Annotated in this window: 5 protein-coding genes; 4 read left to right on the top strand and 1 reads right to left on the bottom strand. The window is 70.2% G+C overall.

Features of this window, described 5'->3' with window-relative positions; genetic code table 11:
- Window positions 1-128: 128 nt before the first annotated feature.
- The 3 genes from IG84_RS0130265 to IG84_RS0130245 all read left to right on the top strand — a co-directional run bounded on the left by IG84_RS0130265 (window position 129) and on the right by IG84_RS0130245 (window position 3,163).
- Window positions 129-827 (top strand): DUF4232 domain-containing protein, encoded by a 699-nt coding sequence (locus tag IG84_RS0130265; RefSeq protein WP_031063994.1) that lies wholly within the window; start codon window positions 129-131, stop codon window positions 825-827.
- A 209-nt stretch (window positions 828-1,036) separates the two neighbouring features.
- Window positions 1,037-1,681 (top strand): methyltransferase, encoded by a 645-nt coding sequence (locus IG84_RS42690; protein ID WP_157848984.1) that lies wholly within the window; start codon window positions 1,037-1,039, stop codon window positions 1,679-1,681.
- 9 nt (window positions 1,682-1,690) lie between these two features.
- Window positions 1,691-3,163 carry an NAD(P)/FAD-dependent oxidoreductase gene (locus IG84_RS0130245; protein WP_157848983.1) on the top strand — a complete coding sequence of 491 codons (1,473 nt, stop codon included), beginning with the start codon at window positions 1,691-1,693 and terminating at the stop codon, window positions 3,161-3,163.
- Between the two features lie 36 nt (window positions 3,164-3,199).
- On the opposite strand, the gene IG84_RS0130240 is transcribed toward IG84_RS0130245, so the two are convergent.
- A complete protein-coding gene (locus IG84_RS0130240) occupies window positions 3,200-5,335 on the bottom strand; it encodes an ATP-binding protein (protein ID WP_051862636.1) in 2,136 nt (711 codons plus the stop codon).
- An 882-nt stretch (window positions 5,336-6,217) separates the two neighbouring features.
- Between IG84_RS0130240 and IG84_RS0130235 the strand changes: the two genes are divergently transcribed.
- A complete protein-coding gene (locus IG84_RS0130235) occupies window positions 6,218-12,418 on the top strand; it encodes a type I polyketide synthase (protein ID WP_063761873.1) in 6,201 nt (2,066 codons plus the stop codon).
- Window positions 12,419-12,436 lie beyond the last annotated feature (18 nt).

Raw genomic sequence — 12,436 nt, 5'->3', positions numbered from 1 at the left:
GCGCATGGTGTGTTTGTGGGGCGTGAGTGAGGCGTTTCCGAAACGTCAGTGGCTCCGGGAAAAGTGGTGTCCACACCGCGGGAGCGGCCGAAGAACACTCCCGCACGACACGCAGGGGGAACTCGAGCATGCGTACTTCCCGGATTCGTAGCGCCACTTTGGCCGCTGTCACTGCCGCGCTGGCGCTGGGCCTGACCGCCTGCGGCGGCGTGGACGGTGGCTCGAAGGCGGCGGGCGGCGACAGCGCCGCCGGTACCGCGCAGAGCCGGTCGGCCTCAGGCGGAGACGTCAAGGGTGGCGGGGAGCAGGCAACCGGCGGTGGCAGCACCACGGAAGACGTGCGCTTGACGGCCGCCTCGGGCGGGACGGACCAGGCCGCGAGCAAGAGTCAGACAGCCGGAGCCCAGCAGTGCCGCGGTGACGAGATGCTGGTCACCGCGGTGCACCGGTTCGCCGGGCAGCAGGGCGACCATCTGCTGGTCACCGCGTCGAATGAGGGCGCCAAGCCGTGCTGGGTCACCTCCTACCCGGCCGTGAAGCTCGGCGGCGATGTCGGCGTGGCCGCATTGCCGCACTCGAAGAAGGACAAGCCGGGCGGGACCAAGCACCTCACGCTCCAGCCCGGAGGCAAGGCATACAGCGCGGTGAACCTCTTCGACTACGGCTCGGGGCACCACACGGAGCAGTCCTTCGCCCTCGCGCTGCGCGGGGCGGACGGTCACGAGGGCCCCTTCTACTCTGTCGACGTCAAGGGCGAGAAGCCGCAGTTCAGTTGGAACGAGGCCGACGTGCTGAACTGGAGCACCGAGAAGCCGTACGACTTCTGAGGCCCCGCCGGTCACCGGCCTGACCGGCTGCAGGAGGCAGCTGAGTGAGTGCCGGGGTGGCTCGCTTGTTCCGGAGCCGACATCGAACGGGACTGGGTGCAGCGCACCGGATGCTGGCCGCGGGCGTATCGGGTAAAAAAACCTCTGACCAACGCCCCGCTTCTGACCACGCTGTGGGGCGTTGGCGTGGGCTGGCCTCAGCCCTCCCGGTGGTTCTTCGGCGCGCCGACGCAGAACAACTGATCTACGAAGGCCTCCCTGCCTTCCTTGCCGAAAACGAACTCCGTTGCCTGGCCGACGAGCTTGTTCACCGGGAGTGTGTAGGTCTCGTCCAGCTCGATGCACTTGGCTGGGCGCTGGTCGGCGGATGCCAGGCCGGCGCTTCCGAGAACCGCCGTCGCCGTGAAGGCTGTTACCGCCAGGACAGTGCGTACGCGCATGCGTTCCTCCAGTTCACAGGACTGATCATCCTTATGAACGTCGGCAGGGCAGCTCGGTTACGCCTGGGAGCTTTGCATCAGCTCAACAACGTCCTGCACGACTGGACTGATGAGGACTGCCTGCGCATCCTGACCACGATCCTGCCGCGTGGCCACCCGGGCACGTCTGCTGGTGATCGACGCGATCCTGCCCGACCACGGACCCCGCACCTCGCCCTGGACGCGGTCATGCTGATGACCCTCAAGGAACGGGAACGCACCACCGCCGAATTCGAGGACCTGCTCACCTCAGCCGGCTCCCGTCTGTTTCTTGCAGGGTGGCCGGGAGTGGTCTTGATCTTGGGTGTGGGGGAGTGGATGGATGGCGGGGCAGCCGGGGTGAGCTTCGCGACCGCGGGAGGGCCGATGAGTTGAGGAGTGGCCGTGGCGGTGCAGGGTGTGGACGTGCTCGTGGTCGGTGCTGGGGCGGTGGGCCGTTCGATCGCGTTCGCGCTGGCTTCGGCGGAGCCGGCCGTGCGGGTGGCGCTGGCCGGCGCGAGCGGCGGTGTCGCGGCATCGACTGCCGCGGGTGCGATGCTCGGCGCTCTCGGTGAGGTCACCGACCAGACTGCGCGGACCCGGCACGGGCGGCTGCGCACCGAGCTCGCGGTCACGGCAGCCCGAACGTGGCCGGCCTGGCGGGAGCGAGTACGCGCCCACGCGGGCACGGGCACCGGTGTCCCGCGGCCGGACGGGTACGGCACCGGGACATTCGTCGTCTTGAACGCGGTCTCTTCTCCTTTGGACGACGCCTCGTTCACCGCGATCGCCCAGGCGGCGGCCGAGCACGGGCGGGGGTGCCAGGAAACCAGCCCGTCAGACATTCCCGGCTACCATCCGCTGGACAACGACCGTGCCCTGCGCGCCTGGTACCTGCCCGAGGAAGGCTTCCTCGACGCCCGGGCCTGGCTGGCCACCCTGGACGCCGCCCTGGCCACCCTGCCGAACGTGATCCGCACACCAGCCGGCACCCTCACCACCCTGCCCGCCCACGGCTACCTCCTCGACACCCCCGCCGGCACCTTCCGGGCCCCGCGCGCGGTGGTGGCGGCCGGCGCCTGGACCACCCCGCTCCTCGAAGCCCTGGACCCGGACCTGCCGGTCGTGCCGGTCCTCTCCGCGGCCGGCACCGCACTCACCGCCGCCGGGCACCAGCCGCTCCCCACGGTGATCCGCACTCCTAACCGGGCCTACGCCTGCGGCCTGCACACCGTGCCGCAAGCAGACGGATCCCGCTACATCGGCGCCAGCGCCCGACCCTGCCTGACCCCCACGTCCCACCCCACGGCCGGCGCCCTGCGTTTCCTCCTCGACACCGCCCTCAGCCAGCTCGACCACCACCTGACCACCGCCGCCATCACACGGACTCACCACGGCAACCGGCCCATCGCCCTGGACGGGCACCCCGTCATCGGCCCCACCCCCAAAGACGGCCTGTGGGTGGCCTCGGGCACCCACCGCGACGGCCTCCACGCTTCCCCCCTCATCGCCACCACCGTGACTGAAGCCCTCCTGGCCCCCACCGGCACCGCCGCCCCGCTGCCCGGGCCACTCGCGGCGTTCGCTCCCAGCCGCCCGCTGATCGCGGACCTCACTACCAAAGAGGCGGCCGCCGAAGCCGCCGCGCACCATGCGGCCCTCGCTGCCGAAGCTCAGATGCGCCCTCCACTGACCGGGGCCTGGCCCCGGATGCTGACTGATTCCTACAGGGGCCTGATGGACCGCGCGTATGCGGGCATGCCCGACGGGTACGTCCCGCCGCCGGACCTTGCCCCACTGGCCTACGAGGAGAGCGGGCCAGCCCTCGCGGAACTGGCTGCCGTATATCTAGACCGTCACAGCGCCCACTTCGCTTAAGTGGGGTGTGGCGCTGTGTCCTGGGCTGCTGTGTGCTCAGCCGGGTACGCCGTGCGGTACGGCTGGTGGGGTGTCCGGTGTGGTGAGGGCGTAGGTGATGCCGGTGTCGGGCTCGGTGTGGTAGCCGGCGTGGAAGGCGGCCTGGTAGGCGTCGTCTCCGAGGAGGCGGCGGGCCTGGGTCTCGCATGCGGTGCGGGCGGCGAGGAGGTCGGGCGAGCCCAGCTGGGGGATGCCGAGGGTCTGCCAGATGTGTTCGGCGATGCCCAGGAGCCGGGCGGCCCGTTCGGCGTGCCCGGAGGCGATGGCCACGGAGGCGAGCACGTCGACGGCCATGGCGGTGCCGAGGCTGTCGTGTAGGCGGTGTTTGCCCTCGAGGGCGGTGCGGGCGTGGACTGCGGCCTCCTCGGTCCGCCCCAGTCCCAGCGCGGCGAGCGCGCACGTGTACTCGCCCCAGGCACGGGCCCAGGTCTCATCGCGCTGGACGCAGACCACGCGCATTTCCTCGGCGACGGCGGCGGCCTCGATGTACTGCCCGAGGCGGATGTGGACGAAGGCCTGAGCGGCCAGTGCCGCAAGCCACCCCCCGAGATATCGCGTGTCGACGGGCCGGAGATCCAGCACCGCATCGAGTACCTCGGCCGCCCGCGGTAGCTGACCCCTCAGCGCGAGACTGCCGCCCTCCAGATAGATGGCGGCGATCGGTGGGGTCTCGTCGGCTTCGTCGGCCATGGCCGCCCGAAAGACGCCGCCCAGGTGAAGGCTGGTCTCCGTGTCACCCTGGGCGATGGCGGCGAGACCGCAGGCCCACATCGCGCTGGCGCGAGCCGGCCCGGGGGTCGGGTCCAGGGCCAAGGCCCGGTCAAGGTAGTGCCGGCCCTCTCGGGCGAAGCCGCAGGCGAACCAGAAGAACCACAAGGCCCCGCCCATATCCAGCGCGGCGTGTCCGTCTCCCTCGGTGAGGCAGAAGTCGAGGGCGGCGCGGAGGTTGGCGTGCTCGGCGGTGATCCGTTCGTACCAGGCGATCTGCTCCGGCCCGATCCAGGCGGCGTCCGCCCGGTGGGCCAGGGTCCGGTAGTAGTCCCGATGCCGGTGGCGCAGCGCTTCTTCCTCGCCCAGGCGGCGCAGCCAGCCGGTGCCGTATTCGCGCAAGGTGTCCAGCATCCGGTAGCGCTCTCCGCCGCCGGTGGGCTGCCAGGTCAGGATCGACGTGTCGACCAGCGCGGCCAGCAGGTCGGTGATGCGCTCGGTGGCCAGGAACGCGTCCGCGCACACCAGTCGGGCCGACTCGGCGTCGAAGGAACCGGCGAATACCGAAAGGCGTGCCCACAGCAGGCGTTCGGCCGGGCTGCAGAGCTGATGGCTCCAGCCGATCGCGGTCCGCAGGGCCTGATGCCAGGGCGGCCTGACCTCGCCCACTGCCTCGTCGGTCTCCCCCAGAACGGCGAACCGGTCTTCCAGCCGCACCGTCAACTCCCGCACCGACAGCTCGCCCAGGCGTGCCGCGGCCAGCTCGATGGCCAGCGGCAGGCCGTCCAGGCGCCGACTCAGGGCGACCAGCTCCGCCCGGTCCGCGTCGGTGGCCTTGAAGCCGGGGGCGTGCTCGGCGGCGCGCTCGGCCAGCAGCACCACCGCATCCGCCTGCGCTGCCGCGGGATCGTCGGTCTCCGGGATCGGCAGCGGCTCGACCGTGAGCACCTCCTCGCCGGGGACGTTCAGGGTGCGGCGGCTGGTGGCCAGGATGCGCAGGCCCGGCGCGGCCCGCGCCAGCGCCTGGACGGTCAGGGCACAGGTGTCGGTCAGATGCTCGCAGGTGTCCAGCACCAGCAGCAGTTCCCGGTCCGCCAGATAGTCGGCCAGTACATCGATCATCGGACGGGCAGTCTGGTCGACCAGCGGCAGCGCCTCGGCGATGATGTGCGGCAGCAGCCCACCCTGGCGCAGCGGCGACAACTCCACCAGCCACGCCCCGTCCGCGAACCGCGGCTGCAGCCGGCCCGCCACCTGCCGGGCCAGCCGGGTCTTGCCCACGCCGCCCACCCCGGTCACCGTCACCAGCCGCGCCCGCCCGCACAGCCGAGCCACCTGCGCCAGCTCAGCCTGTCGCCCGACCAGGCGGCTCGTCTCCTGCGGCAGGTTCCCCAGCCGCCGCTCCTCTGCCACCTGGTCCGCCATGCTGGACGACCCCGATCCTGACTGTGCCTTGTCCATGCGCAGGGTCCCGTTAGTAGCAGAACGCCGTGCCCGCTCGCACGACTTCGGGCACCTTGGCCACGGCCTCTCGCTTACCGTGAGAGAGTGCAGCGCGCCTCTGCTCCACAAGGGCTAGAACCATCTGCAAGACGACGTCACACCGCTGCCCAGTCCAATCCGAGTTCGGCGAGTTGGGTGTCCAGCAGCATTTTTTCTGATCAGGGTTCGGTGTTGTGGCCTGGGCTGATCAGTTTGGCGAGCGGGTGCGAGCCCGGTTGTGGGGTCGGCTCAGTGGCGGACAGTCGTGGAGTGCCTGACCTTGGAGGGGGGCTGACCTGTGGGTTCGGCAGGTAGCGCGCGGGGTGATCAGGTCGTGTCGTCTTCGCCTGTCGAGGGCCATGTTCAGTGATCACTGGTATGGCGCTCAGCCCTTACCCCCGAATGGCCGTGTCTGCAGCGCCCGCTGCAGGGCAGCTGTTGTCTTGCACCTGTCGGTTGAACGGTAGAGACGGACTCGCTCGGGACTCACGCGCCGTGCACCACGGGCACGCCCCACCGGGGCAGCGGGTTGGGGCCTGCTGCCCGGCCCGAGCCGGTCTCACTGCCGCCTGCCCGGTTAACGTCCTGATCGACGCCCACCGCGAGGCCGAGGCAGGAATTGACACAAAGGTCGAAGAGCTGCCTAGTAATAGTTCATATATGGGGCTAGTAGCTCTGGGAAGTTACCTATTACGTGTCGTGACTGAGTGCCGGGCGTCGACGTTAAGCCGGGCCAGGGCATTTGGGCGATCACCTTTATGGCTGCCGCTCCGGACTGGCCAGGGCCGGTGCCCTCTTCTTGTGAGCTGATGAAAGAGGTGCTCGGTGCAGACACGCTCCGGTCCACAGTCTTCCGAGATCGATCGCCGCCTGGCCCGTGACCCCCTCGCGATCGTGGGACTGGCCGGCAAATTTCCCAAGGCGAGTGACGTCCGTGAGTTCTGGGACAACATTGTGGCTGCCCGGGACTGTTCGGACGTGGTGCCCGAGAGCTGGTGGAGTACCGAGCACTATTACGATCCCAATCCCTTCACCGAGGACAAGACCTACTGTCGGCGGGGTGGTTTTCTCACCCCGGAGATCTTCGACCCGCGGGAGTTCGGCATGCCGCCGAACACCGTGGACTCCACGGGGCTCGTACAACTGCTGAGCCTGGTGGTGGCCAAGGAAACGTTGCACGATGCCGGATGTGGCCGGGGGGACTGGTACGACCCGGCTCGTACCGGCGTGGTGCTGGGGGTGTGCGGGACCAACTCCACCCTGATCCCGCTGGCGGCCCGCCTTCTGGTGCCGCAGGTCGCGGAGACCATGGTCGCGCTCGGCGTGCCGGAGGAGAAGGCCCGGCAGGTTCTGCAGACGCGTCTGGCGGCTCTGCCCGGGTGGACGGAGGATTCCTTCCCCGGCATTCTCGGCAACGTGGTCTCCGGGCGGGTCGCCAACCGGTTGAACCTGGGCGCGGCGAACCACACCGTGGACGCGGCCTGCGCCAGTTCCCTGACCGCACTGCGCTCCGCGGCCGATGAGTTGCTCAGCCGTCGCGCGGATCTGATGCTGACCGGCGGGTGCGACGCGGACAACTCGATCGTGTCGTTCATGTGCTTCAGCAAGACCCCGGCGCTGTCCTTCACCAGCCAGGTCCGTCCTTTCGACGCGGAGGCCGACGGCACGCTGGTGGGTGAGGGCATCGGGATGCTGGCTCTGAAGCGCCTGGAGGACGCAACGCAGCACGGCGACCGCATCTATGCCGTGCTCCGGGGACTGGGCAGCTCCAGTGACGGACGCGCCCAGAGCATCTACGCGCCCTGCGGGAACGGCCAGCTGACAGCACTGCGGCGCGCGTACGAGGACGCCGACTGTGCGCCGCAGTCGGTCGAGCTGATCGAAGCACACGGCACCGGCACTCCGACGGGGGACCAGGTCGAGCTGTCCTCCCTCAACACGCTTCTCGCAACCCCGGACGAGCACCATTACGCGGCGGTCGGCAGCGTGAAATCGCAGATCGGCCATGCCAAGGCAGCCGCCGGGGTGGCCGGGCTGATCAAGACGACCCTCGCGCTGCACCACAAGGTGCTTCCGCCCACCATCAACGTCGACAGCCCCAGTCCCGAATCGCTGCGCGAGGACAGTGCCCTCTATGTGAACACCGCGGCTCGCCCGTGGGTGCGCGATGCCTCCCGTCCGGTGCGCAGGGCCGGGGTGTCCGCCTTCGGCTTCGGCGGCGTCAACTACCACGCGGTCCTGGAAGAGGCCCCGCCCGGTGCCGGGCAGCAGGAATACGCACTGCACCGCACCCCGCGAGCCTGTCTGTGGCATGCGGCGGACGCCCAAGAGCTGCAGCAGATGCTGGAACGGCGGGACCCACCCAGCACCGATCCGGCACCTGAGGCGTCCGCGCGTATCGGGTTCGTGGCCACCGACGAGCAGCAGTACGAGGAACTGCTCGCCTTGGCGGTCGAGAAGCTCCGCAGCGATTTGGGGAAGGAGAGCTGGAGCCACCCGCGCGGTGTCCACTACCGCAGGGCCGGACTGCCGGCCGATACCAGGGCGGGGGCGCTGTTCGCCGGGCAGGGCAGCCAGTACGTGGAGATGGGGCTGCACGCCGCCATGGGCCTGCCGCCCGTCCGTGCCGCCTTCGACACTGCCAACGCGCTCTTCCCTTCCGCGGACAGCCTGGCGCGGGCGGTGTTCCCCCCACTGGGTACCGGAGACCCACAGGCACACTCCGCCCGGCTCCGCCGCACCTCCTACGCCCAGTCGGCGATCGGCGCCCTGTCCATGGGCCAGTACCGCTACCTCCGGGAGCTGGGATTCGCACCGCACGGTCTGCTCGGCCACAGCTTCGGTGAGCTGACCGCGCTGTGGGCGGCCGGCGTGTTGGACGATGAATCCTTCACCGCTCTGGCCCGCGCCCGGGGCCAGGCCATGGAGCAGCCGCCCGGAGAAGGCACCGATCCCGGGGCGATGGCCGCGGTACGCGGGCCGGCCGACGCCCTGACCGAAGCGCTGCGCGAGCACCCGGACCTGGCGCTGTGCAACCGTAACGCCCCGGACGACCACACGGTCGGCGGGCCCACTGCGGCAGTGCGGCGGTTCGTGGAGTGGTGCGCGGACCGCGACCTGACCGTACGGGAACTGCCGGTCGCTGCCGCGTTCCACACCGCACACGTGGGGCACGCGGCCGAGGCATTCGGAGCGGCCTGCGCCGAAGTGGATTTCGGGCCCCCGGACCTTCCGGTGCACGCCAACACCACCGGGGCGGCCTACGGCCAGGACGCGGCGCACAACCGTCGCACGCTGGTGCAGCAGCTGCAGCAGCCCGTGGACTTCGCGGCCGGCGTGGAGGCGATGTACGCGGACGGAATCCGGGTCTTCGTCGAGTTCGGCCCCGGGCGCACCCTGACCGGCCTGGTGGAGCGGATCCTGGGGGACCGTGACGGGCAGTTGATCTCCTGCGATGCGGGACCGGGGAAGGACAGCTGCGCGGCGCTGAAGGACGCGGCGGTGCGCCTGGCCGTACTGGGCCTGCCCCTCTCCGGCATCGACCGCTATGACGCGCCGCCCCGCGCACAGCGCCCCGCGCCGTCCACCGTCGCACGGGCCTTGGAGGGGCCGCTCTTCGCGGTGGAGAAGCTCCGCCCGATCTACGAGAAGCGTCTCGCCGAAGCCGCTGCCGAAGCCCGGCAAGAGCAGCTGCTTTCGCCCCAGCCGGGCCTGCTGCCCGCGCCTGCCGCCGCGGTCCATGACCAGGAGGCGGACCCGCTCACCCGCGCCGCCGCCGAGCATCTGGCCGCACACACCCGGTATCTGGACGGCCAGCTCCGCACGGCCGAGCAGCTGACCGGCCTCCTGCGCGAGGGCACGTCAGGGGGCCGGGTGGAGGATTCACTGGCCGCGGCGGTCCATGCCGTCACCGAACACAGCTTGGCTCTGGGCGAGGCGCACACCAAGGCTGGCCAGGTCGTCACCGACCTGCTCCGGATGCCCGGCGACGCACAGCCGCTCCCGCCCTACGATGCCCTCGACGGCGACACGCCCGCTGACCAGGACGGCCGGCTGCCCGTCATCCCGCACCAGGCCGGCCACGCGCCGGCCGCGCCTCCCACCGAGAACAACGATCAGCCAGCCCCGCCTGTCGGCACATCGGCGCTGGCGGAACTATGGGCCACCGGCGGCGCGACAGAACCGCAGGCCACGATGGACGTGGGTGCCGTGGACCCCGACGAACTGGAACGGGTCTTCCGCGCCGTGGTCGCCGAGAAGACGGGCTACGACATCGACATGATCGAGCCCGACATGTACATCCAGGAGGACCTGGGCATCGACTCGCTGAAGCAGGTGGAGATCGGCGCGGAGATGTGGCGCCGCTACCCCGTGATCGGCCGCAGCGAGATGTACCGCTTCAGCGAAGCCAAGACAGTCCGCGAGCTGACCAAGCTGCTCGAGGACGTCATCACCGGCCCCGCCAAGCCCCAATTGCAGCCCGGCCGCCAGGACGCGCACGCCGGCCACGTCTATGTCGGGCTACGAGAACTGCCCGCCATCGATGCCTGCACCGCGGCCTACGGCGAAAAGCCCCACGCCCTGATCATCGACGACGGGGGCGAACTGGCGACCGTACTGTCCCAGTCCCTGGCCTCCCAGGGCTGGCAGACCTGCCGAGTCCTCCTGCCCGCCGGTGGCCCCAGCGATCAGGAGGACCAGGCCGCTGACAACGGCGAGCAGGAACCGGGCCTGTGGTGCCTTGAAGACTGGGAGGAGGAGACGCTCGACGCGTGCCTACGCGGCATCCAGGCCAACAGCCCACGCATCGACCTGTGTGTCCTGCCCGTCAGCCGTTCCGCACCGGGCGACGCGAACCGGGCCGTCGAGCGGCTGCGGCACGCCGTACTGATGGCCAAGCATGTTCGCCCCGCCCTGGAGGACGCGGCCCAAGCCGGTACGCGGGCAGGGCTGGTGGCGGTCACCCAGCTCGACGGGGCCTTGGGCTACGCGGGTGCGGGCGGTGACACCACCGCGGCGCTCGCCGGCGGACTGGGCGGGCTGGTCAAGAGCTTCGCCCTGGAAGCCACCACCGTGTTCTGCCGGGCCCTCGACTTCGCCCCAGAGATGCCCGACCAGGAGGTCGCCGACGCCTTCACCACGGAGATCGCCGACCTCGCCACCGATGTACGCGAAGTCGCACTGCACGGCACCGTCCGCCGCACTCCCCACCTCTCCGCGACTCCCTCGTCCCTGCTTCCCGCTCCCCGTCAGCCCGCGGAGCTCACCGAGCAGGACGTGGTTGTCGTCACCGGTGGCGCGGCGGGCATCACCGCGTGGTGCGTGGAGGAGCTGGCACGCACCTATCCGTGCCGCTACCTTCTCCTCGGGCGTACTCCGCTGGAGGACGAACCCGCCTGGGCCGCCCACCTGGACAGCGAGGAAGCCCTGCGCCGGGCCCTGGAGGACCAGGCCGGAGAAGCAGGTGAGGACCCCACTGCGGAGGCGGCACGGTCGCGCATCGAAAAGCGCACCCGGCAGCTGGTCCATCAGCGCGGCATCCGCTCCACTCTGGAGGCGTTGCGCGCCCACGGTGCTCAGGCCGAATACCTGTCGGCCGACGTACGGGACGCGGCGGCGGTGGCCACCGCCCTGGCTCCGTACGCCGACTGCATCACCGGCGTCCTGCACGGCGCGGGCATCCTCCGGGACCGGTCGCTGAACGAGGCGACACCGGAATCGATTGCCGCGGTGGTGGACACCAAACTGGCAGGGTTGTCCAACGTACTCAACGCGCTGCACCCTGACCGGCTCCGCCACCTGCTGCTCTTCTCCTCCGTGGCGGGCATCTGGGGCAATGTGCGGCAAACCGACTACGCACTGGCCAACGAGAGCCTGAACCGCTTCGGCTGCGCCTTCCAGGCAGCACACCCCGACTGCCGCGTCATGCCCATCGCCTGGGGCCCCTGGAGCGGCGGAATGGCCGCCGCTGTGCAGCAGGTGTTCACGGACGCCGGTGTACCGGTGCTCTCCCGCGAGGAAGGCTGCGCCCACCTCCTCACAGAGCTGGCTAACCGGGACGGGGGCGGGTCGGCCGTTGCCGTCATCGGCCCGACCGCACCGCTGTACCACCGCATCGAACGACTGCCGGACCAGGGACTCACCGCGCACCGCATGCTGACCGGGCTGGAAGATGAGCCGGTCCTCCGGGACCACTGCTTCTTCGAGCACGCCCCGACCCTGCCGATGACAGCCGCCATCGGCTGGGCCCTGCACACCATCGAACGTGCCCATGGAGGCGGCCGCCCCGTGGTCGAAGCCCGCGACTTCCGCATCACGCACGGCATCACATTCCCCGGCGGCCACGAGGAGCGCTTCCGCGTCCGGCTGGCCCCTGAGCCCACCACGGGCGGTACGCCCGGCACCGGGTCGGTGCGGTTGATCGTCCACGACACCGGGCAACGACAGAAGCAGCGCTTCGAAGGCTGCTTCCGGCAGGCGGAGCAAGCCCCCGAAGCGCCACGGACGGACGTACCGCCGCCCCCATACACACTCGACGAGGCGCTGCATCCCGGCTACACCGACGGCAGGCTGTTCCACGGACCCTCCCTGGCCGGCCTGCGAAACGTCCTGCAGGACCAGGACAACCGGCTGGTCATCGCCGCACGCATGCCCGACCCCGGGCTGGCCAACGGCGCCTACGCGGGACAGCTGTACAGCCCGGCCCTGGCAGACCTGCTCCTGCAGGTCGCCTTGCTGGCACTGTTGAAGCGCACCGAGACCCGCGACATCCCCCTTCCGGTGAGCATCGAGCGTCTGGAACTGTTTTCTCCGCTGCCCGACGACGGTGAGTTCGTCATCACTGTCGATGTGCAGGACGACGACGTCGCCACGCCGTTCTTCACCCGGTGCACGCTTACCGCCTCCTCACCCGAGGGACGCATTCACCAGCGCTGGACCGGCGTGCACATGCTCTGGATCAGCCCGACCTATCTCGCCAACGGCATCGCCGGCCAGGCCAACGTGGTCGATTCCATCCAGGGATGAGCGAGGAGACGATCGTGG

The organism is Streptomyces ochraceiscleroticus (assembly GCF_000720485.1).
In the GTDB taxonomy this organism is placed as follows: domain Bacteria; phylum Actinomycetota; class Actinomycetes; order Streptomycetales; family Streptomycetaceae; genus Streptomyces; species Streptomyces ochraceiscleroticus.
Note: the sequence above shows the minus strand (reverse complement) of the source record. Positions and strands in the feature narration are given on the sequence as shown.

What these genes read in the sequence shown, in the direction of transcription:
- IG84_RS0130265 (WP_031063994.1), top strand. Translation starts at nt 129, where the DNA reads ATGCGTACTTCCCGGATTCGTAGCGCCACTTTGGCCGCTGTCACTGCC.
- IG84_RS0130240 (WP_051862636.1), bottom strand. Translation starts at nt 5,335, where the DNA reads ATGGCGGACCAGGTGGCAGAGGAGCGGCGGCTGGGGAACCTGCCGCAG.